Source organism: Microbacterium sp. A20, assembly GCF_004794515.1.
In the GTDB taxonomy this organism is placed as follows: domain Bacteria; phylum Actinomycetota; class Actinomycetes; order Actinomycetales; family Microbacteriaceae; genus Microbacterium.
This window is the reverse complement of sequence record NZ_SSDF01000036.1, coordinates 21,079-47,285: the sequence shown is the minus strand read 5'-3', so window position 1 is coordinate 47,285 and position 26,207 is coordinate 21,079. Positions and strand designations below refer to the sequence as shown.

The following is a 26,207-nucleotide window of genomic DNA, read 5'->3' as shown; positions in this document are numbered from 1 at the left end:
GTCCGCGACAGCACGGCATCTCGACGAGAACGCCCCGTGCGCTCGACAGTATCCCGTGCACTCGGCATCCGGCGCCCACGGCAGCGGTGGCGCGTGATTTCGGACGAATCCCGACGCGAATCCTGCCAACGTCGAGGTCGCGGTTGACGCGGCGAGCTTTCTTCAAGAAAGTGGATGGATGCCGCTCCGCTCCGACTGGTCGTCCTCGACCTGCCCGATCGCTCACTCCGCCGATGTGCTCGCCGACCCGTGGGTGCTGCTCATCCTGCGCGAGCTCTTCTCGGGTCGCACCCGCTTCGAGCAGCTGCGCGAGGCGACCGGCGCGGCCGACTCGGTGCTCTCCCGGCGACTGACCGCGATGGGCGAGGCCGACCTCGTCGCGCGCGAAGAACCCGACGACGCCCGCAGCGGCTACCGGCTGACGGACGCGGGGCGCCAGACGCTCCCGATCCTGCACGCCTACGCACGTTTCTCCCGCATCACCGACCCGAGGGGGTCCTGGGGCCTGACGGTCAGCTGCAGCCGGTGCGGCGACGTCTCGGAGTCGGTGGACTGGTGCGCGACCTGTGCGGCGCCGCTCGACGCCGACAGCACCCGCTGGGCACGACGCAGCATGGGCGGGGAGCCCTTCGCGCTCCACGCCGGGCGCGCGGCATGACCGCCGAATCGGTGGACGAGCCGACCGCCGAGCCGACCGCCGAGCCGACCGCCAAGCCCGTCCGCGCGCGTCAGCGCCGCTTCCACCCGGCGTGGACCGTGGCCCTCGTCGCCCTCATCGCCCTCATCGGAGCCGCCGGATTCCGCGCAGCCCCCGGCGTGCTCATGGTGCCGCTCGAAGAGGAGTTCGGGTGGAGCACGGCCGAGCTGTCGCTGGCGGTCTCGATCAACCTGCTGCTCTACGGCCTCATCGCCCCGTTCGCCGCCGCCCTCATGCAGCGCTTCGGCATCCGCGCCGTCACGGTCGTCGCACTCTTCGTGATCGGGGCGGGCGCGGCACTCAGCGTGTTCGTCGCCACACCCGGACAGCTCATCCTGACCTGGGGTGTGCTGATCGGGCTCGGCACGGGATCCATGGCGCTGGTGTTCGCCGCGACCATCACCGACACCTGGTTCGCCACTCGGCGCGGACTGGTCTCCGGCGTGCTGACGGCGGGCAGTGCGACCGGACAGCTCATCTTCCTGCCCGTGATCGCGGCGGCGGCCGAAGACGTCGGATGGCGCGGGGCCTCGCTCATCATCGCGGGTGGTGCCCTCGCGGTCATGCCTCTCGTCTGGATCTTCCTGCGCAACCGCCCGAGCGACATCGGTGTCGCCCGCTATGGGGAGACCACTCCCACCGTGGCGCCGGCGCCGGTTCTCCGCGGAACGGCGTGGGGAGCCGCGAAGCTCGCCCTCACCACGCTGCGGGAGGCCGCGCGCACGAAGACGTTCTGGGCGCTGGCGATCGGCTTCGCGATCTGCGGTGCGACCACCAACGGACTCATCGGCACGCACTTCATCCCCAGCGCGCACGACCACGGGATGGCGACCACGACCGCGGCAGGTCTCCTCGCGGTGGTCGGCATCTTCGACATCGTCGGTACCGTGTTCTCGGGCTGGCTGACAGACCGCGTGAACCCGCGCATCCTCCTCGCCGCGTACTATGCGCTGCGCGGGGTGAGCCTGCTGTTCCTGCCGAGCCTGCTCTCGGCCGAGGTGCAGCCGAGCATCATCGTGTTCATCGTCATCTACGGCCTCGATTGGGTCGCCACCGTGCCGCCGACCATCGCGCTGTGCCGTGAGGTCTTCGGCGACAAGGGACCGCTCGTGTTCGGCTGGGTGTTCGCGGCGCACCAGATCGGCGCGGGCATCGCCTCCGTGCTCGCGGGGATCGTGCGCGACCACACCGGTCAATACACGTTCGCGTGGTTCGCCGCCGCGGGCCTCTGCGCGGTCGCGGCGCTGGTCAGCGCGACGATCCGTCGACACCCCACCCCCGCCCGCGCCCGCGAGTAGTCCGTCCCGTTTCCCCACCGTCCCGGCATCCGCCCCGGGATCCGCCCCGGCATCCGCCCCGGCGTCCCCGCGCCATCATCCCCGTCGCCTCCGGTGCACGGGATGCTGCCGAATGCACGGCCTGTTCACGTGAACTGCCCGTGCACTCGGCGCGAACCCGTGCACTCGACGGAGGCGAAGGGGCCGCTCGACCCCCGGGAGGGAGGGTCAGAGCACCTTCGAGAGGAAGTCCTTCAGGCGCTCGTTCTTGGGGGCACCGAAGAGCTCGGCGGGCGGGGCCTCCTCGACCACGACGCCGCCGTCCATGAAGACCGTGCGTCCGGACACCTCGCGGGCGAAGCCCATCTCATGCGTCACCAGCACCATCGTCATACCGCCCGAGGCCAGGTCGCGGATGACCTGCAGCACCTCGCCGACCATCTCGGGGTCGAGGGCGCTCGTCGCCTCGTCGAACAGCATGATCTCGGGATCCATCGCTAGCGCACGGGCGATCGCCACGCGCTGCTTCTGACCACCGGAGAGGGATGCCGGCTTCGCGTCCGCCTTCTCCGACAGGCCGACGCGCTCCAGCAGCGCCAGCGCACGCTCGCGCGCCTGAGCCTTGGTCATCTTGCCGCACTCGACCGGCGCGAGGGTGATGTTCTCGAGCACGGTCATGTGGGGGAACAGGTTGAAGTGCTGGAACACCATGCCGATGCGCTGACGCACCTCGTCGAGCTTCACGCTCTTGTCCGTGAGGTCAACGCCGTCGATGATGACGTGCCCTGACGTCGGCTCCTCGAGCTTGTTGAGGCAGCGCAGCAGCGTGGACTTCCCCGACCCCGACGGACCGATGACCGCGACGACCTCGCCGTCTTCCACCGCCAGGTCGATGCCCTTGAGCACCTCGTTGTCGCCGAACGACTTGTGCAGGTTCTGCACCACGATCTTGCTCATGCGTTGAACGTCCTCTCCAGGCGGTTCGCGAGCAGCGTCAGCAGCGTGATCACGATGAAGTAGATGATGGCGACGATCGTCAGCACCTGGGCCGAAAGATACGTCGAGGCGATGATCTGGCGCGACACGAACGTCAGCTCCGCGAGGCCGATGACGCTGATCAGCGACGTGTCCTTGAGGGTGATGATGCCCTGGTTCACGAACGACGGGATCATGATGCGGAACGCCTGCGGGAGCACGACCTTCTGCATCGTCTTCCAGTGGCTGAGGCCCAGCGAACGCGAGGCCTCGTTCTGACCGGGATCGACCGCCTGGATGCCGCCGCGGATGATCTCGGTCATGTACGCACCCGTGTTGAGCGAGAGCGTGATCGCGCCGGCGACGAACGGATCGAACTTCAGATCGGGGATCAGCTGCGGGATCGCGAAGAACACGAAGAACGCCTGGATGAGGATCGGGGTACCGCGGAAGATGTAGACGTACGCGGTGGAGATCCAGCGCAGGGGAGCGAACTTCGCGAGACGGCCGAACCCGAAGATGATGCCGAGGATGAACGCGGCCACGATCGCGACGATCGTCGCGAGGATCGTGAGCCAGAGCCCCTGCATGAGCGCGGGCCAGTACTCGACGGCCACCGAGATGATGTCGGTCGGCTGCGCGGACTCCTCGCCGCCGGACAGGTAGGTGTCGACGATCTCGTCGTACTCGCCGGAGGCCTTCAGGTTCGCGAGACCCTCGTTGAACATCTCGATCAGCTCGGGGTTCTCGCCCTTGTTGACCGCGAAGCCGTACTCGCCACCCAGCTCGGGCTGGCCGATCAGACGGAAGCCGGAGCCCTGCTGGATGCCGTAGGCCAGCACCGGGAAGTCCTCGAAGTAGCCGACAGCCTGGCCCGCTTTCACGGCGTCCACCATGTCGGTCGTGTCCTGGTACGGAGTGACCTTGAAGCCGTACTCGTCCTTGTTCTCTTCGGCGAAGGTCTGACCCTGCGTGCCGGTCTTCACGGCGACGGCCTTGCCGTCGAGGTCGTCGAGGGACTGGATGTCGCTTTCCTCGAGCACGCCCAGCTGGATGCCACTGGTGAAGTAGGGCTCGCTGAAGTCGAAGGTCTCCTGCCGCGCCTCGGTGATCGACATGCCGGCCATGACGGCGTCGACCTGGTTCGACTGCAGCGCCTGCACGGCGGCGTCGAATCCGAGCTGGCGGATCTCGACCTCGAAGCCCTGATCCTTCGCGATCGCACGGAGCAGGTCCATGTCGATGCCGACGAGGTCGCCGTTCGCATTCGTGAACTCGAACGGGGCGAACGTCGTGTCGGTGCCGATGACGTACTTCTCGCCGTCATCGGCGGCGGTGGCAGGGGCGGCGCCGGCGAGCAGCGCTCCCACGGCGACGAAGGCGACGAGTGCGGCCGCACCGGCGCGGCGCACAGATCGGCGCAGGCGGCCGGTCGCGGCGGATGGATTTCGGATCACGACGTGTGCTCCTCGGGATCGGATGATGCGACCGGACGATCGCCGAGCATCCACCTTAGTCGCCGCCTCGGCGCGCGCCCGCCTCCGTCGGGCGTCGGAGGCGGGCCGGGTACCGGGCATGCGCCGCTCAGTCGGAGGCGATCCGCCTGCCCGTCTCCACGTCGAAGCAGTGCAATCGAGCACCTTCGTGGACGATCATCACGGCATCACCCACACCGTAGGATCCGAACCCAGGTACACGCACCAGGAAGTCGAGGTCACCGACCGCGACGTGCACATCCGAGACGTTGCCGAGGGGCTCGACAGCGACGACATGCCCGTGCGGCTGCTCGCCGACCGACGGCGCACGGACCCCGCATTCCTCCGGACGGAGGCCGGCACGGATCTCCGCCTGAGCGATGTCACCGACATCGAGCGAGAGCGTCGTGTCCAGCAGGACGTAGCGCCCCGCCTCCTGCCGCTGCACGGTGAACAAGTTCATGCGCGGTTTGCCGACGAACGACGCGACGAACTCGGTCGCCGGCTCGTGGTAGACCTCGAACGGGCTGCCGTACTGCTCGAGCCGGCCGCGGCTCATGACGGCGATCCGGTCGGAGAGCGTCATCGCCTCCTCCTGATCGTGCGTCACGTACACGCTGGTGGCGTTGAGCTCTCGATGCAGCATCTTGAGCTCGCTGCGCGTCTGATCGCGCAGGAGCGCGTCGAGGTTCGACAACGGCTCGTCGAACAGGAATACCGCCGGACGCCGCGCGATCGCTCGCGCCAGGGCCACGCGTTGCCGCTGCCCTCCGGACAGGCTCTTCGGCTTCACGTCCAGCACGTGGCCGATGTCGAGGCGGCCCGCCGCATCAACGACGCGGCGGTCGATCTCGTCCTTCGCGACGTGCCGCATCCGGAGCCCGAAAGCGATGTTCTCGTAGACGCTCATGTGCGGGTACAGCGCGTAGTCCTGGAACACGAAAGCGAGGTCCCGCTTGTCCGGATCCAGGTCGTCGACGCGTCGCCCGTCGATGAGGATCTCGCCGCCGGAGATGTCCTCCAGACCGGCGATCATGTTGAGCGTCGTCGTCTTGCCGCAGCCGGATGGCCCGAGAAGGGAGACGAAGTGCCCGTCCTCGATCACATAGCTGAGGTCGGAGACCGCTTTTCGCGCCTCCTGACCCCGCTTCGGGCGTCCGTACGACTTCTCGACGCCCACCAATTCGATCTGTGCCATTATCAGCCCTTCACCGCACCCTCGGTCATGCCGCGGATGATCCATTTCTGTGCCACGAGCGTCAGGATCAGGACCGGGATGGCCGTGATCACCCCTGCCGTCGCCGCGGATGTGTAGTCCATGGCGAACAGCCCCTGGAACGCCGCGGTCTCGACCGGAAGGGTCACCGCATTGTTCGAAGTCAGCACCTTCGCCAGGAAGAAATCGCTCCAGCTCGTGATGAACGCCAGGATCGCGGTGGCCGCCATGCCAGGAGCAGCCAGGGGGAACGCGATCCGGTACATGATCTGCAGCCTGTTGCAGCCGTCGATCCGCGCCGCCCGCTCCAGGCTCGGCGGGATGTCCTCGAAGAACCCCACGAGCATCCAGATCACCAGCGGCAGGATGAACGCCGTGTAGGTGGCGATCAGTCCCAGAAGCTGGTCGTACAGGCCGACCGAGCGGAGGAGGATGAACAGCGGCACGGCCAGCACGATCACCGGGATCGCCTGCACCGTCATCATGCTGAGCAGGAGCGGCTGACGACCGCGGAAGCGGAACCGCGCGATCGCATAGGCGCAGGCCGCCCCGACTGTCATGCAGATGATGGTCGTGGAGAGCCCCACGATGGCCGAGTTGGCCATCGGGGTGAGGAAGCTCCCGTCCGACAGCAGCCGGGTGTACGAGTCCACGGTGAGCAGTGACGGCGACAGGTCGGGGGTGCCGCCCTGCAGCGCGCTGGCGGGATAGACGCTGAACACGAACATCCACAGGAACGGCGCGAGGAAGAACGCCATCACGAGGATGAGCAGCACGGCGCACACGATGGCCGTGAGGCGTCGACGTCCGCGGCGCGACACCCGCCTGGCACGGGGGCGGTCGGTGGTCACCAAGGCGGTGGTGGTCAGGTCAGGCATGCGCCTCTCCCCTCTTCCGACGGAATCCGCCGAACAGCAGGATCCAGAACACGGCAACGACGAGCACGAGGATCATGATCCCCACCGCCATCGCCGAGCCGTACCCGCGGTCCAGGTTGCTGAAGTTCACCAGATAGGCGAGGAAGTTGATGGTGGTCGTGCCCTCCGCCGGCCCGCCGGATCCGCCCGTGAGCACGTAAATGGTGTCGAAGACCTTCAACGACCACATCGACTGCACGATGAGGGCGAACATCAGCGCGCCCCGCATGTTCGGCAGCGTGATGCGCCAGAAAGCCCGCCAGGGCCCCGCGCCGTCGATCGCCGCCGCCCGGTAGAGGTTCGACGGGATGCCCTGGAGGGCCGCAAGCATCAGGAGGCAGAGGAAGGGCAGCAGCTTCCACATCTCCGCGAACACCAGGATGTTCATCGCGATCGCCGGGTCGGACAGCCACTGCACGTTCTGGTCGGTGAGGCCGAGACCCCGGAGGATCGTGTTCGCTACACCGGTGCTGCCATCGAAGATCAGCTTCCACATGATGCCGTTGACCACCGGCGGCACGGCCCACGGAACGAGGAGCAGCACGCGGGCCAGTGTCCGCCCGCGGAACTCCCGGTTCAGCAGCACCGCGATCGCGACCGCCAGCGCCACGCCCCCGATCACCGTGATCACGGAGAAGTACGCGGTTCGCTCCATCGCCCTGTGGACAGCAGGATCCGTCAGCAGCTGACCGTAGTTGTCGAGCCCGATGAACGGATGCTCCATCCCCAGCTTGTCGTTCCACTCATGGAACGACATGAACACCGCGTACCCCATCGGATAACCCAGCAGCATCACGATGATGAGCACCGCCGGGGCGATCAGCATCAGGCCGAAGCGCAGGTCGCGCCGTCGGCTCCTTTCGGCGAGGTTCACGCCCATCCCTGTTCCGCCCCTACTTCAGGTACTTGTTCACGAGGCCCTCTGCCGTCTTCTGTGCACTGGCGAGAGCCTCCTTCGGAGAGGTCTTGCCGTTCATCGCGTTGATGAGCTGCACGGAGAGTGCCTGATCGAGCTCGTTGGACCAGGGGGTCCCATAGCGCTTGGTGACGTACTCGGTGGACTCCTCATAGGTGGAGAGGATGGGCAGCGCCTCGCGTGCCGCCGGGTCGGCCAGCACGGTCTGCGAGACGGGGAACCAGCCCTCCTTCTCGACGATGTCGGTCTGCACATCACCGGTCGTGACGAACTGCAGCCACGCCAGCGCGGCCTCCTTGTTCTTCGAGAACTTGCTGATCGCGAAGCCCTCGGATCCGTCGATCGATGCGGAGCGCACCGAGATGCCGGGGAGCAGTCCGTTGCCGACCGTCGACGCGCTCGTCGCCGCGCCGTCGGCCGTCGCCACCGCGTACTGGAACGGCCAGTTGAACACCATGCCCGTGTTGCCCCGCGCGAACAGGTCGGCGAGGTCGGAGGCGTTCGTGATCTGCAACGACGAGGGGTCCATCACTTTGTGCACCTGCAGCAGTTCGACGAGCTTGGTGAGTGCCTCGACACCCTCATCTCCGGCGAAGGTCGGTCGGTAGTCGGCGTCATAGAACTCGCCCCCGTTGAGCAGAAGCATGCGCAGGAAGTTCTGGTACGCGCCGGCCGGGTTGCCCATGTCGCACGCGTACCCGTACCGGTCACCCGTGGTGAGCGCCTTGGCCGCGGCCACGAACTCGTCCCAGTTGGCCGGTCCGACCTCGGGATCAAGTCCGGCCGAGCCGTAGAGGTCCTTGTTCCAGAACATGGTCTGGGCGCTGACGAACTTCGGCAGGCCGTAGACCTTGCCTCGCCAGGACACGGCATCGAGCGCCGGCTGGATCAGGTCCTTGGGGATCACGGACTTGTCGAGTTCCTCGAGCCAACCCGCCTGCCCGAACTCGGCCGACCACCCCGCCCATGTCATCACGACGTCGAACGATGAATCCTGGGCGGCGAACATCGTGGCCATCTTGTCGTGCAGGTCGTTGAAGTTGCCCTGCTGATAGGTGGCGACCTTGATACCCGTCTTCTTCTCGAACTCCGCGATGGCGCGGGCCTTGAAGACGCTGTTGGTGTTGTCGTCGAGGATGCTGATCTGGCCGGACGGCTTTCCGCTGCCGGCGGTGAGGGGGCCTGAGCTCTGCTTCTGGCCTCCCGGGGTGCAGCCGGCGAGCGCGATCGCGCCCACGGCCAGCCCACCGAGCTGGAAGACCTGGCGCCGGGAGAAGCCCTGGCTCATCGACGATGATGCGTTCATTTCCTTGCTCCTTCGTGAAGTTCCTGTCGGGGTATCGCGTGTGTTTCGGGGTGACGCGGTGTTGCGGGATGAAGGTGTTGCGGGATGAGGAGGAGGTCAGACCGAGATCTCGACGACCTGTCCGGTCTCGAGGGCGGTGTGCACGGCTTCGATGGCTGCCGTGATGAGCAGACCGTCGCGGGCGTCCGGCACTGAGACGTCTTCGCCGCGCACGAGGCGGACGAAGTCGGACACCATGTCGATCGGCACGCCGTGGATACGTCCACCGCGCTCGTGCACGGCGGACTGCACGAGCTGCCCGCGCTCGACGCCGTAGTCGATCACGCCGTCGTCGGCGCCGTCGATGTGCACGACGTGCTCCGCCGCCTGGATCTCATACCGGAAGTCGAAGACAGAGGGCATGGACTCCGGCAGCACCCAGGACGAGTTGAGGGCCACGTGGGAGCCGTCCGCCATGGTGAAGATCGCGTTGACCCGGTCCCAGGTGTCGATGCCGCCAGCCGCGAGCCGGTCGCGCGCGCCGACTGCGTAGACCGACACCGGACGAGTGCGGCCGATCCAGCAGGCCAGGTCGAGGGAGTGCGGCATGAGGAACCAGGCCGGAGAGCTCTTCGCCGACCAGGACAGCATCTCGGTCGGCACGAACACCGTGTCGTTGAGGTGGATGATCTGGGCGCTGATGCGCGGATCCCCGTCTGCCCCGAGCCGGTCCCGCACCGAGGAGTAACGCACGTTCCACCGGTTCTCGAAGCCGACCATGACGCGCGAGCCGGACTCGGCGGCCGCGTCGAGGATGGCACGCGCGTCGCCGACCTCGGTAGCGAGCGGCTTCTCGATCATGAGGTCGAGCCCGGCGCCGGCGCTGAGCACGGCGGCATCTCGATGCGCGAAGTCCGGGGTGGCGATGACCACGGCGGTCAGTTCCGGGTGGGCGGCGAGCATCTCCTCGGTGGAGGAATACCCGGGGACGCCGAGCTGGTCGACCATCATCGACAGGACGGCGGGGCTCCGGTCGCAGATCGCCACGAGCTCGGCATCGGGATTCTCCTGGAGCGCCCGGGCGAACATGCCGCCGCGGATTCCGCCGCCGATGACTCCGACTCGTGCTGACCTGTTGTGGTTCACTGCCAACCCCACTTCTTCATGGATTCACCCGCGTGCCGCGAGGTATGTATGACACTAAACCATACATTCTTCCTTGTAAACTGATCCGCAGACGGAGCATCGCCGCCACCCGTCGCGAACGGAAAGGCAGGTGCGATGGCACCGTCCCGCAGATCTCAGTCCGACCTGGCGTTCTCCGACCAGTCGGCGCGGAAGCCCCTCATCACCACCAGCGCCATCGGCGCTGCGAACCGGCGTCGAGTGCTCGAGACCCTGCACCGCCTCGGCCCCTCCAGTCGAGCACAGCTTGCCCGATCACTCGGCGTCAACCGCGCGACGATCGCGACCATCCTCCAGCCGCTGCTCGACTCGGCCACCCTCGTCGAAGGCGAGCCCGTCGCCCCGTCGGAAGCGGGAGGGAAGCCCGCCCGCCCGCTGTGGTTCCGCAACGATGGACCCTGGCTCGGCGCCGTGCACCTCTCCCCCGACTTCGTCGTCGCCGCGCGCATCGCGTTCGACGGCACGATCCACGAGATGCACCACGCGGCATACAGCCGCGACGCCTCCGCCGAGGAGATCATCACCTCCCTTCACCAGGTCACCGACGGGTGCTTCGCCGGCCAGCAGCTGGTCGGGATCGGCGTCGCGGCGGCCGGCATGGTCGACACCAGCACGGGCAGCGTCATCTCGATGCACCTCACGCCCGGGCTCAACGGCCTCCCCGTCGTCGCCCTTCTCGAGAAGCGCTTCGGCGCCACGACCCTGATCGACCACCACCCCCGCGTGCAGGCGCTCGGGGACCGCTGGTTCGGTCTCGGACGCGAGATCCAGGACTTCGCCTCGGTGTACACGGGCGAGGCGCTGGGCTTCGGCATCATGCACGGCGGCGAGGTGCTGCGCGGCGAGAACGGGGCCGGCGGGGAATCCGGACACACCATCGTGCAGATGGACGGCGCTCTGTGCCGCTGCGGACGCCGCGGATGCTGGGAGACGGTCGCGACGCTCGGCTGGCTCCGCGATCGTGCAGCCGCGGCGAAACTCCCCGAGGCGGAGACGCTCGACTCACGCGCGCTCGCGGCACTGGTCGAGTCGGGATCGGAGGACGCGGCGACCCTGCTCGACCTGTATGCCCGGAACCTCGCGATAGGCATCGCGAACAACGAGCAGATCCTGGCACCCGGCCACTACATCATGCACGGCGACGCCTGCACGGGGGGCGACGCGATGCGCATGGCTCTGCAGGCGTGGGTCACCCAGCTGGCACCGGAGCGCGGACAGCCGCCAACGGTCATGTTCGCCGAAGACCCCGATCAGATCACCCTTCTGGGCGGGGCCGGGCTGGTGCTGTCATCGGTCTTCAGCACGCAGGCCTGATCCGCGGGCGACCGGGGATCCTCAGGCCGGCGACAGCTCGATCCAGTACTGCCGCACGCGCGGCTGCCCCGACTCCGAGGCGTCGATCACGCCCTCGAGCTCCCCGCCGGCGCCCTCGATCGTGTGGATAGAGCCGACGTTGTCGTCGTCGCAGGTGAGCATCACGCGGTCGTAGCCTTCGGACTTCGCGAAGCGGAGCACGAGGCGGAGGGCTTCGCGCACGATTCCCTCCCGGCGCCGCGACGGGATCGTCGAGTAGCCGATGTGGCCGCCGAAGCGACGCAGCCACTCGTTGAGCTCACGCCGGAACGCGATGAACCCGACGACGCGGTCGCCCTCGGTGATCCAGAAGAAGTCGCACGGCACGTGCCCCTCGGGCAGCACCGCACCCGGAGTGGCGTACAGCTCCGCCTTCTCGACGAACGCTTCGCATGCGGCACGGTCGGGCACGAACCCCTGCTCATAACCGCCGCCGTCGATGTGTCCGCCGTCGAACTCGGCCACGGCCGCGGCCCAGGAGTCGAAGAGGTCGATGGTCGGTCGAACGAGTGCGATCGTCATCGCCCGATGACATCACATTCCGCGATACCCCGCAAAGCGCGTCAGCGGCCTCGGAGCAGCGCGGCGATGGAGAGGTCTTCGTCCAGCTGCCGCCAGTGGACACCCTCCCCCGCGCCGATCAGGCGCCAGTCCGCTCGCTCATCGGCGCTCGCGTCGACAAGGCGCGGGAACCAGTCGAGAGGAACACTGATGGTGCGTCCGTCCTTCATGTGCACGTGCAGCTCGCGGTCGTCGATCAGGACTCCGGTCGCGACAGCGTCATCCACCGAAGTGATCATGCCACGCCTCCTTCTACTCCGGCTGCGCGGCCGAGGGAGCCGCGGCATCCGCCTTGTCGTAGCGACCCAGGAACAGCGAGGCGATGAGCGCGATCACCATGACGCAGGCCGGCAGCAGGATCGCCTGCGACATGCCGGCCGCGAACCCGTCGGCCACCTGCGGAGGCAGCGTCCCCCCGGTCGAGATGCCGGCCGGCGCATCGGCGAGACCGGGCAGGTTCGCCTCGAGCCGGGACTGCATGAACGCGGCGATGGATGCCGAGCCGATGACCGACCCGATCGTCCGGGTGGTGTTGTAGATGCCGGCTCCGGCACCCGCCTGGCGCGGCGGCAGCTTGCGCGTCGCGGTGGTGGCGAGAGGGCCCCACATGCCCGCGTTGCCGATGCCCATCAGAGCCGAGGGCAGCAGGAACATCAGGATCGGGGTGTCCATGTTGATCAGGACCGAGTACCAGACGAGCGCGCCGGCGACGCAGAGCAGACCGGGGATCAGGATGATGCGCGGATCCACCCGATCGAGCAGCTTGCCCGCCGCCGGGGCGAGCACACCCGACAGCACCGCCATCGGGATCAGCAGCAGCGCGGCCTCGGTCGGGGTGAGCCCGCGCGCCGACTGCAGGAAGAACATCATCGGCAGCGACATGCTCGTCACCGTGAAGCCGACCGCGGCGATCGCGACGTTGGCACCTGAGAAGTTGCGGTCGCGGAACAGCTCGAGCGGAACCAACGGCTCGCTGCGGGTCTTGGCCTGCTGCACGATGAACAGCCCGAGCACGATGAGGCCGACGATGATCAGACTCCACACCGAGATGGGACCCCAGATCACGCCCCAGTCGTACTTCTCGCCCTCCTGCAGTCCGAAGACGATCAGGAACAGTGCCACGGCGCTGAGCACGACGCCCACGATGTCGAAGCGGTGCGGGTGGGTGGCGAGCTTCGGGACCAGACGCCAGGCGAGCACGAACGCGACGATGCCGACCGGGATGTTCACGAAGAAGATCCACTCCCAGCCGAAGCCGTCGACGAGCAGGCCGCCCACGAGCGGACCGACGAGTGTGGCGACACCGGCCGTCGCACCCCAGAGACCCATGGCGGCGCCGCGGCGCTCGGGCGGGAATGTCCGGGTGATCACGGCCATGGTCTGCGGGGTCATGAACGCCGCTCCGAGACCCTGCACGGCGCGGGCGACGATCAGTCCCTCGAGCGAGTTCGACAGTCCGCACCACAGCGAGGCGAGCGTGAAGATCGCGAGGCCGATCAGGTAGATGTTCTTCGGGCCGAAGCGGTCGCCGAGGCGTCCGGTGATCAGCAGCGGCACCGCGTAGGCGAGCAGGTAGGCGCTGGTGACCCACACGACGTTGTCGAGGTTGTTCGTGTCGGGGTCGAGCGCGGCCTTGATGGCCGGGTTCGCGACCGACACGATCGTGGTGTCGACGAGGATCATGAAGAAGCCGATGACCAGAGCCCAGAGGGCAGGCCACGGACTCGTGGGCTTGTGCCCGACGGAGTAGGTGCCGGTCGAAGGACCGGATGTGGCGGGCGCGGACACCGGTGGGCGGTCTCCGTCGCGAGGAGTGTCTGTCATTGCTGTGCAGCCTTTCGCTGAGCGCGGTAGCGGTCTGAGTTCGGGAATGCCGTGGGACCCCACGGCAGGACTTGGGCCTCGAGGCGGTCGAGGAGGGAGTCGAGCCAGCGGAGCTCTGCGTCCAGCAGGGCCTCCTGCCGTTCGATCTCGACGAGCACCTGTTCGGGCACGTTCTTCTGCCGGGCCTTCGCGAGGCCGTCGAGGTGTCTGGCGTGGTCCTCGACGAGCGCCGCACGCCTCGCACGCAGGAGATCCAGGACCTCCGGACGCTCGAGGTTGTGCGCCTCGGCGAGCGCGACGCGGAAGTCGGCCGGGCGATCGATGCGCGGCAGCTCGCGCTGCACCCACGCGACGACCGCATCGCGCCCGGCATCCGTCAGGGCGTAGGTCGTGCGCTCCGGACGGTTGCCGTCACGATCGATGCCGAGCTCGTCGATCAGCCCGGCGCGGTGGAGTCGAGAGACCGTGTGGTACAGCGTCCCGTTGGTGATCGTGAGCAGTCGGTCGTCGTGCCTGGCACGCATCAGACGCACCATCTCGTAGGGGTGCATGTCGCCCTCGCGCAGCAGCGCGAGCACCATCACCCCCATCGGGGTGAGCCGATCGACGGCATCCTTCTTCATATCACCTCAAATAGTCCATGTGGACTATACGCCCCGCGGGGGGCAGCGACAAGACCGACCACCGAGCGGCCGGTCGGTCGGCCAGCCGAGCAGCAGGTCAGCCGGTCGGTCAGGCGGTCAGCCGGCCGGTCGGTCAGCCGGTCAGCCGAGGGCGGCCGCGAGCTGCATCGGGGTGAGCGGTCGATCTGCGTACACGAGCCGCATCACCGCCGGATCGGGGTTGCCGACATCCGGTGCCCGATGCACGAGCTCGAGGCCCAGTTTCTCTGCGACGTGCGCCGACGCCCGGTTGTGCTCCACGAGATAGGCGATCACGGGGCGATCGGGCGCGATGATGCGCGCCTGCTCGATGCCGGCGCGTGCCAGCTCGGTCGCGTACCCGTGTCCGTGATGGTCGGCCGCGATCCGGTAGCCGACGTTCCACACCTCATCGCGGAGCAGCGTGCACCCACCGTTTCCGATGATCTCGCCCGTGTCACGCAGACGCGCGACCCAGGATCCGAGTCCCGCCAGCTCCCAGCTGCGCTCCCAGCGCTCCATCATCTCGAGGGTCGTCGCGGGGTCGGCGTGTCGAAGACTCGGAAAGTGCGTCCACACCCGCGGATCGTTCTGGATCGCGAAGACCGCATCGAGGTCGGACGGGGTCGACCGCGAAAGGCGGAGCCGGTCGGTGAAGATGTCAGCAGTCACCCCTCAACGCTAGACAACCGCTCCGACACCGGGCGGCGCGACCCACGACCGACGGCGTTCGCGGTCGGATGGAACCGGGATAATGGGCGGGTGAGCACTCCTTCAGAAGGCACGGCACAGAGCATCCCCGGCTGGCGGCACATCTACTCGGGCAAGGTCCGCGACCTGTACGCCTCGGAGGATCCGGCGGACACGCGCATCCTGGTCGTGGCCTCCGACCGCGTGAGCGCCTTCGACTTCGTGCTCTCCCCCGGCATCACCGGCAAGGGCGCGCTCTTGACGCGGCTGAGCCGCTGGTGGTTCGCACAGCTCTCCGACTTCCCCAACCACATCGCCGAGGGCGAGCTGCCCGACGAGGTGGCCGATCACGCCATGCTCGCCCAGTCGCTCGAGATGCTGCCGATCGAGTGCGTGGTGCGCGGCTACATCACCGGTTCCGGCTGGGCCGAGTACCAGGAGAACGGCACCGTGTGCGGCATCCCGCTGCCCGCCGGCCTGCAGAACGGCGACCGTCTGCCGGAGCCCCTGTTCACGCCGGCCTACAAGGCGCCTATGGGCGAGCACGACGAGAACATCACGTTCGAGCGCACCGTCGAGCTGGTCGGCGCCGAGCGCGCGGCCGAGCTGCGCGATACCTCGCTCGCGATCTACGCCCGCGCCGCCGCGATCGCCGAGGAGAAGGGTCTGATCCTCGCCGACACCAAGTTCGAGTTCGGGACGGATGCCGAAGGCACCCTGCGCCTGGCCGACGAGGTGCTCACCAGCGACTCCTCGCGGTACTGGGACGCCGAGGCCTGGCGCACCGGCAGCACCCCGAGCGCACGCATGGCGAGCTTCGACAAGCAGATCGTGCGCGACTGGATGGCCGCGAACTGGGACAAGCAGGGGGAGCCGCCCGCACTCCCCGACGACGTGGTCGAGCGCACCGCCGACCGCTACCGCGAACTGATCGACCGCCTCGGCGCCTGAGTCGTCAGGCGAGCTCCACCCGACGCACGTCGGTGTGGATGAAGTCGTCGCCCTTGAAGAGCAGCGGTTCGTCGCGACTGATCGCGAGCGCGTAGGAGAAGCAGTCGCCGTAGTTCAGGCGCGCTGGGCTCCCGGAACCCCGCCCGTACGCAGCATGCCCACGACTTGCACTCCTGGCCTGCGTTTCATCGACCGGGATCACGCCGACGCCTCCTTCACGGAGGAGCCGGTCCACCTTCTCCACGCCGGGCTCACCCAGCCGCCGGCGCATCACGATATGCGACTCGAGCAGCGTCGCCGCCGAGATCACCGGATCCGCCTCCTCCGCCAACAGGCGCTGGAACAGAACTCCGTCGGGTTCACTCGTCAGGATCGCGACGATCACGGATGAGTCGAGGATCATCGAGGAAGGCCCATCTCGTCATACATCTCGTCCATGATCTCCTCATAGCTCGGCCCGATGACCGGTAGCTTCCGCGCTTCCTCCACCACAGCGGCGATCGCCGCACGCTTGCGCTCTATCTCCGCCTCACGCGTCTCCTCCAGCTCGGCGAGACGCCGCCGCACCGCATCCTCCACCGCACTCGTCTGACTCTGACCGGTCAACGCCGCGAGTCGGCGCACGAGCTCGTGCGTCGTCTCGTTCTTGATGTTGAGGCTCATGTCTACCATTCTACCGTCGCGTCTACCATGGTAGAAGCGCTCAGGGAAAACTCAGGAATCGATAGTGTTGCTCCAGCACTCCCGCCATCCCCCGAACCCTGAGGAGCCCGCATGGCCCTGTGGAAGCTGCACGGAAACGGCCGGACGGTCGAGCCCGGCGCCGTCGTCCGTCCCGACGAGCGCCTGAACTGGCCCGCCACGATCGCGATCGGACTCCAGCACGTCGTCGCGATGTTCGGCGCGACGTTCCTGGTGCCGATCATCACCGGCTTCCCGGTCGCCACGACCCTGCTGTTCAGCGGCGTGGGCACGATCCTGTTCCTCCTCGTCACGCGCAACAAGCTGCCCAGTTACCTGGGCTCGTCGTTCGCGTTCATCGCTCCGGTCACCGCCGCCACCGCCTCCGCGAACATGGGCACCGCCCTGGCCGGCATCGTCGCGGTCGGTGTGCTGCTCGCCATCATCGGCGTCGTGGTGCACACGGTCGGCGTGAAGTGGGTCGACCGCTTCCTGCCTCCGGTCCTCGCAGGGACGATCGTCGCCCTCATCGGATTCAACCTCGCGGGCGCCGCGCACAACAACTACGCCGCAGCCCCCGTGACCGCGACGTTCACGCTCGCCATCACGATCCTCTTCGCCGTCGTGTTCCGCGGCTTCCTCGGACGCATCTCGATCTTCCTCGGCGTGATCGCGGGATACATCTTCGCGGCGTTCCGCGGCGAACTGGACTTCTCGGCCGTGGAGAAGGCCGACTGGGTCGGCCTTCCCACCTTCCACTTCCCGAACTTCACCGAGCCCGGCACCCTCACGGCGCTCGCGATGTTCCTCCCGGTCGTGCTCGTGCTGATCGCCGAGAACGTCGGACACGTGCGCGGCGTCGCGACCATGACCGGCGACGCGAGCGTGAACCAGCAGACCGGAAAGGCGCTGATCGCCGACGGCGTCTCGACCACCCTGGCCGGCTTCTTCGGCGGTTCGGGCACCACGACCTACGGCGAGAACATCGGCGTGATGGCTTCCACCCGCGTGTACTCGACGGCCGCCTACTGGGTCGCTGGAGCCGCCGCGATCCTGCTCAGCCTCTCGCCCAAGTTCGGCGAGGTCATCAACTCCGTACCGGCCGGTGTGCTCGGCGGCGTGACCACTGCGCTGTACGGCCTCATCGGCGTCATCGGCATCAAGATCTGGGTCGACAACCGCGTCGACTTCTCGCGCCCGGTCAACCAGTACACGGCAGCCGTGGCGCTCATCATGGCGGTCGGCGGCTTCATGATCAAGGACGAGGCATCCGGCTTCGAGCTCGGCGGCATCGTCATCGCCACGGTCGCGGCGATCCTCATCTACCACCTGGGCAACCTGATCGCCCGCCTGCGCAAGACCGGCGCCGACGACCCGAAGCCGCTCGAGGCGGTCGGCCCGCTCGGCGGCGACCCCGCCTGAGCGGTCCCGCAGCGTCGGGTGCTTCACCCGTCGCGTTCACAACTCCTCAGAAACCAGCCCGCACGGCTCTGTACGGCGGTATCACTCCGGATCGGTGCAGTTTTCTGCGGAGTTGTGAACCGTCCGACGGCGGAACTCAGCCGGCGGACGGCACCCGGAGGGTGAACCGAACGCGCACTCCCGGCGGCAGCTGACCGGCGAGATCGAGGCTGCGGTCGGTCAGGGCGCCGATGATCGGGTACCCGCCGGTGAGCGGGTGGTCGGCGAGGAAGAGCACCGGCTGCCCGTCGGGCGGCACCTGGATCGCACCGGTGACCGCACCCTCGCTGGGCAGCTCGCCGTCGACGGAACGCTCCAGCGGCACCGCGCCATGGAGGCGGATGCCGACGCGGTCGGAGCGCGGTGTGACCGTCCACTCCTGGGTCGTGAGCACCTCGAGGGCACGGGTCGTGAACCAGTCGTCACGAGGGCCGAGCGTGATGTCGAGCTCGACGAGGTCGCCGGGGGCCGGGAGGTCGCGCGGCACGGCCCCGGGCTCGACCAGGTTCGGGGCGGCATCGCCGATCGCGAGGAGCGCACCGGCGGTGAGCGGCTCCGGCCCCAGCCCCGCGAGGGTGTCGGCCGCACGACTGCCCAGCGCGGGCGTCGCCTCGATTCCGCCGCGAACCCCGATCACGTACCGCAGACCACGGTCCGGATGGCCGAGGGTCAGTTCGTCGCCGTCGATCGTGGCGAAGGGCTCGCCGTGCACGACCGGACGGACGAGCCCCTCGGCTCCGCTCAGGGTGAGCGCGCCGACAGCCCCGATGACCACCGCGACGCCGGCCCCGTGGAACCGGAGCACCGCTCCGCCGACACTCTCGAGCACAGCAGCCGTGGGGGCGTTCCCCACGGCGCGGTTCGCATCCCGCATCGCGCGTCGGTCGGCGACTCCGGATGCCGAGACCCCGAGCGCCGCGTAACCCGGGCGCCCGGCATCCTGCACCAGGAGCTGCAGCGACGGCCGGATGACCTCGACGGCGGATGCAGCGCCCGCGGATGCCGCGCCGAATCCCGGATCATCCGCTTCCGCGTCGGCGAGTCGCTCGACGGCGCGCCGGGCGTCCGCCGGATCATCTCCGTTTCGGTCCGGCTGAGCCGCACCCGGCTGAGCCGCACCCGGCTGAGCCGCGGCCACAGGAGCATCCGCCCGCACCCGCTCGAACCGCACCGCCGTCCCCGGAGACAGGAGCGCCGGCGGGTCGCGGTCGATGTCCCACATCACGGCATCCGTGCGGCCGATCAGCTGCCACCCACCGGGGCTCTCGCGCGGATAGACACCCGTGAACGCCCCGGCGAGCGCGACCGACCCGGCAGGCACATGCGTGCGCGGAGACGAGCGGCGCGGCACGTCGAAGAGCGGATCGTCGCTCACCAGGTAGCCGAAGCCGGGGGCGAACCCGGCGAAAGCGACCCGCCAGTCCGCGGCGAGATGCCGGTTCACGAGCTCCTCCGCCGGGACACCGAGCAGCGATGCCGCCTCGTCGAGGTCCTCACCGTCGTAGTTCACGGGGATCACGACCTCCCCGGTGCCCGGGAGGGATGCGGCATCGACTCGGGTCGCCGCCAACGTCTGCGCGAGATCGGCGGCCGATACCCGCAGCGGATCGAAGCGCACCAGCACGGTCCGGGCACCCGGGATGCGCTCGACGATGCCGGGCACGCCCTCCCACGCCCGGTTCAGCCGCATCGCCTCGTCGAGGTCGTCCGCCTCGACGAGCAGTGCGCGATCGGATGCGGTGAGGATGCGCATCAGCCGACCTGCGCCGGCTGTGTCATCGGGGGCCCGCGAACGGGGCGATCGTGATGCCCGCGTCCTGCAGCATCCGCTTGGTCTGGGCCGCCATCGCCACCGAGCCGGGACTGTCGCCGTGCACGCAGATCGACTGCGCCGTCACCGGCACGTCGGAGCCGTCGATCGCCCGGATCACGCCGTCGGCCGCGAGACGCACCATGCGCTCCGCCACCACGGCCGGGTCATGCAGCACGGCTCCCGCCTCGGTGCGCGGCACGAGCTGCCCGTCGGGTTGATAGGCCCGGTCGGCGAAGGCCTCCGCGGCGACCGCCAGCCCGGCCCGTTCGGCGACGTCGAGCACGACACCCCCGGCGAGCCCCAGCAGCATCAGGCTCGGGTCGATCGCGCGGATCGCCGCCACCACGTCCTTCGACTGCCGCTCGTCGCGGGCGATGGTGTTGTAGAGCGCCCCGTGCGGCTTGACGTAGGAGACCGTGCCGCCGACCGCGGCGGCGAGACCCATGAGGGCACCGAGCTGATACTCGACATGCGCCTGGAGCGTGGCCGAGTCGACGTCCGCCATGGTGCGGCCGAAGTTCTCGTAGTCGCGGTAGCCGGGGTGCGCACCGATCACGACGCCACCCTCGACGGCGGCGGCGAGCGTCTCGCGGATCCCCTCCGGGCTGCCCGCGTGGAATCCGCACGACACGTTCGCGCTCGTGACCAGGCGCAGCATGCTCGCGTCGTCGCTGACGATCCGGTCGGCGACGTTCTCGCCGAGGTCCGAGTTCAGGTCGATCGACGTCATGCGATCACGCCTGCCGCCCCGAACCCAGCGCCGCCGTCGCGCGCGGGCGCGGTTCGCCGTCCCGGAGCGGAACCGGCGGAGCGATGGGTGTCGTCGGCTCGGGCAGTCCGTACCGGCGATGCACCCAACGCCGGGCGTCCTCGAGCGGATAGGTATCGCCGAACACGGCGAACTTCACGAAGACACCCTCGAGCGTGCTGCGGAGCATGACCTCTTCCAAGGCGGGATCTTCGGCGCCGCGGGCGCGGAACAGCTGTCGCACGGCATCCTCCGCCGCAGTGGCGCGCGCTTCATGACGAGCCTCCGATTCGGCGAACAGTCGATGCGTGGCGGGCTGCTGCTGCATCGCCAGCACCGCCCGTTGCAGCGGGATCGCATAGGCGGTGGCGGTGAGGGCTCCGTCGATCACGGCCGCGAGCATCTCGTCCGGGGTGCCTTCCACGCGCGCGAAGCTGAGCACCGTCTCGAACCATCGGTCGATGACGGCGGCGACGAGCTGCTCCTTGCCGCCGAAGTGGTAGTTGACGAGGCCCTGTGCGACGCCCGCCCGCTTCGTGATCGCGGCGATGCTCGCGCCGGTGACGCCGCGTTCGCTGAAGACCTCGATCGCGGCCTCCAGGATGTTCTCCCTGGCGCGCTGACGGGCCAGTCGGTTCTGCTCGTCGGAGCGTGCCACGCGGCATCCACCTCCTGAGTTCAGCCGGTCCGTTTTCCCGAATGCGCCCCCTGCCGTATAGATTACTCACTGAACGTCCGTTCAACCTATGAATGGATGCGATCTTCGGCTGACCAGATCAGCCGAGCACAACTTCGGAGATCCGGGGCGACACGCCGCGGCATCCGTGCCTTCCACCGGCGGTTCGCCGCCGATCTCCGAAGTTGTGCTGCAAAGACGCACGGGTGCGTCCCTGGCCAGGAGGGGGCGTCAGGGGCGCGCCCGTGTTTCCTCCCGGCTCCGGACGAGACGCCCGGGCCGAGGTCGACCCCGGACGAGACGCCCGGGCCGAGGCGTGCCGGCCGAAGACCGACTCAGGCCGAGGCGCGGACCACGAGCTCGGTAGGCAGGATGGTCGTCTGCGGCGGATCCTCCCCCGCGAGACGCGACAGCAGCACGCGGGCCATGGTCTCACCCTGCGCGTACATCGGCTGCCGCATCGTCGTGAGCTGCGGGTCGGTCGTGAGCGCGACCGAGGAGTCGTCGAAGCCGACGAGGGCGATGTCCTCCGGGACGCGCACACCGGTGGCACGCAGCGCGGTCAGCGCACCACGCGCCATCAGGTCGCTGGCCACGAAGATCGCATCGGGGCGACCGGCGGCGAGGATGCGCCGCACGGCATCTGCGCCGCTGGCCTCGCTGTAGTCGCCCTCCTCCTCGGCGAACGGCGTCAGCCCGGCATCCGCCAGCGCCGCCCGGAAGCCCTGGATGCGGTCGCCGGAGGAGACCATCGTCAGCGGGCCCGAGATCGTCGCGATGCGTGTGCGCCCGATGTCGATGAGTCGACGGGTCGCCGCGCGTGCCCCCGCGACGTTGTCGACGTCGACGACGTAGTCGCCTTCGAGGCGGCGCACCGGCCGACCGCCGTAGACCACCGGCACGGCATCCGCGACCCGGTCGATGAACGCGTCGCTGGTGTGATGCGAGACGATCAGCGCGCCGTCGACGCCGCCGTTGCGCACGAAGCCGGTCATCTTGTCGCCCGGGTCGTCACTCGCGATGAGCAGGTTGAGCAGATAGTCGGAACCGCCGAGCGCACCCGTGATGCCGGCGACGATCGCGGCGAAGAACGGGTCGCCGAAGAAGCGGTTCGTGTCTTCAGGGACGATCAAGGCGATCGCGTGCGTCTGGCGGGAAGCGAGCGAACGGGCGGCACGGTTGGGCACGTAGTTCAGCTCATCGATCGCGGCGCGCACCGCGGCGAGCGCCTCCGGACTCACCGCCGTCGACCCGTTCACGACCCGCGACACGGTCGACCGGGAGACACCGGCGGCCGCGGCCACCTCTTCGATGGTCGCTCGTGGCGACATCAACGTACGCACTCTTCCATCGCCCTATTCTCACTGACGTCCTGCTTCGAATCGCGCAAGTGGTCCCATCCCGGCCCCGGATGGGACCATTCGCACGATTCGGAAGCCGGGGAGGGCTACAGCGACCGGGCCTCGATGATGCGGGCGTACTCCCGGGCGGAGTCCTTGAGGCTCCGCTCCTGCGTGTCGTAGTCGACGCGCACGATGCCGAAGCGCTTGTCGTAGCCCCAGGCCCATTCGTAGTTGTCGAACATCGACCAGTAGAAGTAGCCCCGCACGTCGACACCCGACTCTGCGGCATCGAGCACCGCACCGAGGTGCAGGCGCAGGAACTCCGTGCGGTCGGCGTCGTGCACGCGTGTCTCGCCGTCTTCGACCACCACGACGTCGTCATAGGCGGCACCGTTCTCGGTCATGTACAGCACCGCGCCCGCGGGCTCGGCGTACTCGCTCCAGACCCGCTGCAGCACCCGGGTGAGCCCCTCGGGCTGCACCTCCCAGTTCTGCGCCGTGCGCGGCAGCCCGCGCTCGACCGAATGGATGCCGTCGCTGGACGGGTAGGGGCTGCGGACGGGGCGCTCGGTGGCGGGCCCTCCGGACACCGGCGCCTGGGCCGGAGCCGTGCCCGACAGGAAGTCGCCGTGGTAGTAGTTCACGCCCTGCGTGTCGATGTGCTGGGAGATGGTCTCGAGGTCGCCGTCGTGGACCGCGGCCTCGAACTGTGCGACGGCGTCGGCATCCACCGCGCGGATGTCCTCGACGATGTCCGCCGGGTAGCTGCCGCGGTAGATCGGGTCGAGGAACCAGCGGTTGAACTGCCCGTCCACGCGGCGGACGGCATCGACGTCGGCCGGGTTCTGCGGGTCGGCGGGGTCGGCGACCGTGTGGTTCAGGGTGATGCCGAGGTTCAGCGACGCATCGCGGCCGCGCAGCTCCTGCACCGTCTTGCCGTGTGCGAGCAGCAGGTGGTGCGAGGCGAGCAGCCCCTCGGCGACGCTGGTGTGCCCCGGCGCGTGCTCGCCACCGGTGTAGGAGAGGAAGGACGAGCACCAGGGCTCGTTGAGCGTCGTCCACACGTTCACCCGGTCGCCGAGCGCGTCGTGCATGGTGCCGGCGTACTCGAGGAACCGGTCGACCGTGTCGCGGTTCGTCCAGCCACCGGCATCCTGCAGCGCCTGCGGCATGTCCCAGTGGTACAGCGTCAGCCAGGGCAGGATGTCGGCGGCGAGCAGCTCGTCGACCAGGCGCTCGTAGAAGTCCACGCCGGCCGCGTTCACGGCGCCGCCGTCCGGTCGCACCCGCGACCACGACGTGGAGAAACGGTACGTCTGCAGGCCGAGCTCGGTCATCAGGGCGACGTCGTCGCGGTACCGGTGATAGTGATCGCAGGCCACGTCGCCGTTGTCGCCGCCGATCACGGCACCGGGCACGCGGGCGAACGTATCCCAGATGGATGCCGTGCGTCCGTCCTCGAACGCCGCCCCCTCGATCTGGTACGCCGCCGTCGCGGCGCCGAAGAGGAAGTTCTCGGGGAAGGAGCGGGTCATAGGGGTCATCCTTTCACCGCGCCCGCCATGATGCCACTGACCAGCTGACGACCCGCGACCACGAAGAGCACGAGCAGCGGGAGGGTCGCGAGCACCGCACCGGCGAGCACGATCGAGTAGTCGATGTAGTAGCCCGACTGCAGTTGGCTGAGCGCCGTCTGCAGTGTCGGGTTCTGCGGGGAGAGCACGATCAGCGGCCACAGGTAGTCGGTCCACGCCGTCATGAAGGTGAAGAGTCCGAGGATGGCCATGGCCGGTCGAGCCGCGGGCAGCCCGACGGTCAGGAACGTGCGGAACTGGTTGGCGCCGTCCATACGCGCCGCCTCGATCAGCTCGTCGGGGATGACGTCGACGAGGTACTGCCGCATGAAGAACACCCCGAATGCGGTGACGAGGGTCGGCACGATGACCGCGCCGATCGAGCCGGTCCAGCCGAGCTCGCGCATCAGCATGAACAGGGGGATGATGCCCAGCTGCGTCGGGATCGCCATCGTCGCGATCACGAAGACCATCAGTCCGTCGCGTCCCTTGAACTTCAGCTTCGCGAACGCGTAGCCCGCGAGGGTGGAGAACGTGACGACCGAGATCGTGATGATGCCCGAGATCAGGAATGAGTTGCCGAGGGCGAGCCAGAACGGGATGGCGTCGAACACCTTGGCCGCGTTGGCGAAGAAGTTGCCCCCGGGGATCAGCGGCAGCGTCTCTCCGCGGGTGGCGTTCGTGCCGCTGGCGACCACGACCGACCACCACAGCGGATACACGCTGCCGATGATGAACGCGGCGAGGAGCCCGTAGGTGAGGAAGCCCGGGCGGCTGCCGATGCCGGCGGTGCCTCCCGCGGCGCTGCGCCGACGGCGGATCTTCTCGGGCACGCTGAGTGCCTGGGTGGCGGTCATCGCGCGTTCTCCTCGGTGGTGGTGGCGATCGTCGTTCCCGCGGCGGCGGTGGCGGCCGTCGTGTCGGCGGTGCGGGCGCGTCGGCGGGCGGCACGGTTCTTCGGCCCGTCCCCGGTGGAGATGCGCCGGGAGATCAGGAAGTTGATCACGCCGATCCCGACGATGAGGAGGAACAGCAGGATGGCGACCGCGGACGCCTCGCCGAGGTCGCGGCGGAAGAATGCGAGCTCCCAGAGGAACAACACGGTCGTCTGGAACTGTCGATCGCTGCCGCCGATGCCGCCGGCCGTCGAGACGTCGAACAGGCGCGGCTCGGCGAAGATCTGCAGGCCGCCGATCGTCGCGGTGATGATCACGAAGATCAGGGTCGGCCGGATCGTCGGGATCGTGATCGAGAAGAACCGACGGGCCGCGCCTGCCCCGTCGAGGGCGGCCGACTCGTAGAGATCGCGCGGCACGGCCTGCATCGCGGCGAGGAGGATCAGGGCGTTGTACCCGGTCCAGCGGAAGTTCACCATGACGGCGATCGCGATGTGCGACAGGGCGGTGTTGTGCTTCCACTCCTGGTCGGCGATGCCGATGAGGTTGAGCAGGTTGTTGGCCAGGCCGTCGGCCTCGTTGAAGATGCTCGAGAAGATGATGGCGACCGCGACAGGGGTGACGACGAACGGGATCAGCACGCTCATCCGCCAGAAGGTCGGGGCGCGGAGCCCCCGGTCGAGGAGATAGGCGATCACGAGCGCGACGGACAGCTGCGGGATCGCGGAGAGCAGGAAGATGCTCAGGGTGTTGCCGATGGAGTTCCAGAACATGGCGTCGCCGAGGATCTCGACGAAGTTGCCGACGCCGACGAAGTCACCCTCGCCCTTGAGCAGGTCCCATTCGTGCACGGCGACCCACACCGTGTAGAGCAGCGGGAACAGGCCGACCAGCCCGAACAGCAGGAAGAACGGAGAGATGTAGAAGTACGGGGAGGCGTTCTGGTCGAACCGCGAGACGCGGTGGCGCCAGGAGCGTTTGGCGGGCGCATCCGTCTTGTGGGCGGATGCCGCGGCCTGCTGCTCCGCGGGCGGGGCGGTGAGAGTCATGGA

General features: G+C 68.4%; 26 protein-coding genes. 5 read left to right on the top strand and 21 right to left on the bottom strand.

Features of this window, described 5'->3' with window-relative positions:
* Nucleotides 1-178 precede the first annotated feature (178 nt).
* Nucleotides 179-658: a helix-turn-helix domain-containing protein gene (locus DW298_RS01905; protein ID WP_136040819.1), complete on the top strand. Its 480-nt coding sequence runs from the start codon at nt 179-181 to the stop codon at nt 656-658.
* Nucleotides 655-1,995, top strand: coding sequence for an MFS transporter (locus tag DW298_RS01900; RefSeq protein WP_136040818.1), 1,341 nt, complete (start codon nt 655-657; stop codon nt 1,993-1,995). The genes DW298_RS01905 and DW298_RS01900 overlap by 4 nt, the downstream gene beginning before the upstream one ends.
* Nucleotides 1,996-2,202: 207 nt before the next feature.
* Here the strand turns inward: DW298_RS01900 and DW298_RS01895 are convergent, their stop codons facing one another.
* The 7 genes from DW298_RS01895 to DW298_RS01865 form a co-directional block, all read right to left on the bottom strand.
* Nucleotides 2,203-2,931 (bottom strand): amino acid ABC transporter ATP-binding protein, encoded by a 729-nt coding sequence (locus DW298_RS01895; protein WP_136040817.1) that lies wholly within the window; start codon nt 2,929-2,931, stop codon nt 2,203-2,205.
* A complete protein-coding gene (locus DW298_RS01890) occupies nt 2,928-4,406 on the bottom strand; it encodes an amino acid ABC transporter substrate-binding protein/permease (RefSeq protein ID WP_136040816.1) in 1,479 nt (492 codons plus the stop codon). The genes DW298_RS01895 and DW298_RS01890 overlap by 4 nt, the downstream gene beginning before the upstream one ends.
* A 127-nt stretch (nt 4,407-4,533) precedes the next feature.
* Nucleotides 4,534-5,622 carry an ATP-binding cassette domain-containing protein gene (locus DW298_RS01885; protein WP_136040815.1) on the bottom strand — a complete coding sequence of 363 codons (1,089 nt, stop codon included), beginning with the start codon at nt 5,620-5,622 and terminating at the stop codon, nt 4,534-4,536.
* A gap of 2 nt (nt 5,623-5,624) precedes the next feature.
* The gene (locus tag DW298_RS01880) at nt 5,625-6,518 is read right to left on the bottom strand and encodes a carbohydrate ABC transporter permease (RefSeq protein ID WP_136040814.1); all 894 of its coding nucleotides are present in this window, start codon (nt 6,516-6,518) and stop codon (nt 5,625-5,627) included.
* Nucleotides 6,511-7,437 (bottom strand): sugar ABC transporter permease, encoded by a 927-nt coding sequence (locus tag DW298_RS01875; protein ID WP_136040813.1) that lies wholly within the window; start codon nt 7,435-7,437, stop codon nt 6,511-6,513. The genes DW298_RS01880 and DW298_RS01875 overlap by 8 nt, the downstream gene beginning before the upstream one ends.
* A gap of 13 nt (nt 7,438-7,450) precedes the next feature.
* Nucleotides 7,451-8,779 carry an extracellular solute-binding protein gene (locus tag DW298_RS01870; RefSeq protein WP_136040812.1) on the bottom strand — a complete coding sequence of 443 codons (1,329 nt, stop codon included), beginning with the start codon at nt 8,777-8,779 and terminating at the stop codon, nt 7,451-7,453.
* Nucleotides 8,780-8,875: 96 nt separating this feature from the next.
* Nucleotides 8,876-9,904, bottom strand: a complete 1,029-nt coding sequence (locus tag DW298_RS01865; RefSeq protein ID WP_240744982.1) for a Gfo/Idh/MocA family oxidoreductase — start codon at nt 9,902-9,904, stop codon at nt 8,876-8,878.
* 135 nt (nt 9,905-10,039) lie between these two features.
* Here DW298_RS01865 and DW298_RS01860 point away from each other — a divergent pair, with 135 nt between their 5' ends.
* Entirely contained in the window at nt 10,040-11,257 is a 1,218-nt protein-coding gene (locus DW298_RS01860; RefSeq protein WP_136040810.1) for an ROK family protein, read from the top strand.
* 21 nt (nt 11,258-11,278) lie between these two features.
* Here the strand turns inward: DW298_RS01860 and DW298_RS01855 are convergent, their stop codons facing one another.
* The 5 genes from DW298_RS01855 to DW298_RS01835 form a co-directional block, all read right to left on the bottom strand.
* On the bottom strand, nt 11,279-11,818 hold the full coding sequence (locus tag DW298_RS01855) for a GNAT family N-acetyltransferase (protein WP_136040809.1): 540 nt from the start codon (nt 11,816-11,818) through the stop codon (nt 11,279-11,281).
* Between the two features lie 41 nt (nt 11,819-11,859).
* Entirely contained in the window at nt 11,860-12,096 is a 237-nt protein-coding gene (locus DW298_RS01850; RefSeq protein ID WP_240744979.1) for a DUF2442 domain-containing protein, read from the bottom strand.
* A gap of 13 nt (nt 12,097-12,109) precedes the next feature.
* Complete coding sequence (locus tag DW298_RS01845) at nt 12,110-13,681, bottom strand: MFS transporter (RefSeq protein ID WP_275087527.1); 1,572 nt, start codon at nt 13,679-13,681, stop codon at nt 12,110-12,112.
* Complete coding sequence (locus tag DW298_RS01840; RefSeq protein ID WP_136040808.1) at nt 13,678-14,304, bottom strand: PadR family transcriptional regulator; 627 nt, start codon at nt 14,302-14,304, stop codon at nt 13,678-13,680. The genes DW298_RS01845 and DW298_RS01840 overlap by 4 nt, the downstream gene beginning before the upstream one ends.
* Before the next feature lie 141 nt (nt 14,305-14,445).
* Complete coding sequence (locus DW298_RS01835; protein WP_136040807.1) at nt 14,446-14,994, bottom strand: GNAT family N-acetyltransferase; 549 nt, start codon at nt 14,992-14,994, stop codon at nt 14,446-14,448.
* A 90-nt stretch (nt 14,995-15,084) separates the two neighbouring features.
* On the opposite strand from DW298_RS01835, the gene DW298_RS01830 reads away from it, so the two are divergent.
* Nucleotides 15,085-15,963, top strand: coding sequence for a phosphoribosylaminoimidazolesuccinocarboxamide synthase (locus DW298_RS01830; protein ID WP_136040806.1), 879 nt, complete (start codon nt 15,085-15,087; stop codon nt 15,961-15,963).
* 4 nt (nt 15,964-15,967) lie between these two features.
* Here the strand turns inward: DW298_RS01830 and DW298_RS01825 are convergent, their stop codons facing one another.
* Nucleotides 15,968-16,366 carry a type II toxin-antitoxin system VapC family toxin gene (locus DW298_RS01825; RefSeq protein ID WP_136040805.1) on the bottom strand — a complete coding sequence of 133 codons (399 nt, stop codon included), beginning with the start codon at nt 16,364-16,366 and terminating at the stop codon, nt 15,968-15,970.
* Entirely contained in the window at nt 16,363-16,626 is a 264-nt protein-coding gene (locus DW298_RS01820) for a type II toxin-antitoxin system VapB family antitoxin (protein ID WP_136040804.1), read from the bottom strand. Before DW298_RS01820 ends, DW298_RS01825 begins: the two co-directional genes overlap by 4 nt.
* Nucleotides 16,627-16,737: 111 nt before the next feature.
* Between DW298_RS01820 and DW298_RS01815 the strand changes: the two genes are divergently transcribed.
* Complete coding sequence (locus DW298_RS01815; RefSeq protein ID WP_136040803.1) at nt 16,738-18,066, top strand: solute carrier family 23 protein; 1,329 nt, start codon at nt 16,738-16,740, stop codon at nt 18,064-18,066.
* Between the two features lie 136 nt (nt 18,067-18,202).
* Here the strand turns inward: DW298_RS01815 and DW298_RS01810 are convergent, their stop codons facing one another.
* The 7 genes from DW298_RS01810 to DW298_RS01780 form a co-directional block, all read right to left on the bottom strand.
* Complete coding sequence (locus DW298_RS01810; protein ID WP_136040802.1) at nt 18,203-19,858, bottom strand: urea amidolyase family protein; 1,656 nt, start codon at nt 19,856-19,858, stop codon at nt 18,203-18,205.
* A gap of 22 nt (nt 19,859-19,880) precedes the next feature.
* Nucleotides 19,881-20,648: a 5-oxoprolinase subunit PxpA gene (locus tag DW298_RS01805; RefSeq protein WP_136040801.1), complete on the bottom strand. Its 768-nt coding sequence runs from the start codon at nt 20,646-20,648 to the stop codon at nt 19,881-19,883.
* A 4-nt stretch (nt 20,649-20,652) separates the two neighbouring features.
* Entirely contained in the window at nt 20,653-21,324 is a 672-nt protein-coding gene (locus DW298_RS01800; protein ID WP_240744977.1) for a TetR family transcriptional regulator, read from the bottom strand.
* Nucleotides 21,325-21,677: 353 nt separating this feature from the next.
* Entirely contained in the window at nt 21,678-22,673 is a 996-nt protein-coding gene (locus DW298_RS01795; protein ID WP_136040829.1) for a LacI family DNA-binding transcriptional regulator, read from the bottom strand.
* Between the two features lie 116 nt (nt 22,674-22,789).
* Nucleotides 22,790-24,220, bottom strand: coding sequence for a GH1 family beta-glucosidase (locus tag DW298_RS01790; RefSeq protein WP_205820217.1), 1,431 nt, complete (start codon nt 24,218-24,220; stop codon nt 22,790-22,792).
* A 5-nt stretch (nt 24,221-24,225) separates the two neighbouring features.
* Nucleotides 24,226-25,116, bottom strand: a complete 891-nt coding sequence (locus tag DW298_RS01785; RefSeq protein ID WP_136040799.1) for a carbohydrate ABC transporter permease — start codon at nt 25,114-25,116, stop codon at nt 24,226-24,228.
* Nucleotides 25,113-26,204, bottom strand: a complete 1,092-nt coding sequence (locus DW298_RS01780) for a sugar ABC transporter permease (RefSeq protein ID WP_136040798.1) — start codon at nt 26,202-26,204, stop codon at nt 25,113-25,115. The genes DW298_RS01785 and DW298_RS01780 overlap by 4 nt, the downstream gene beginning before the upstream one ends.
* Between the last annotated feature and the right edge of the window lie 3 nt (nt 26,205-26,207).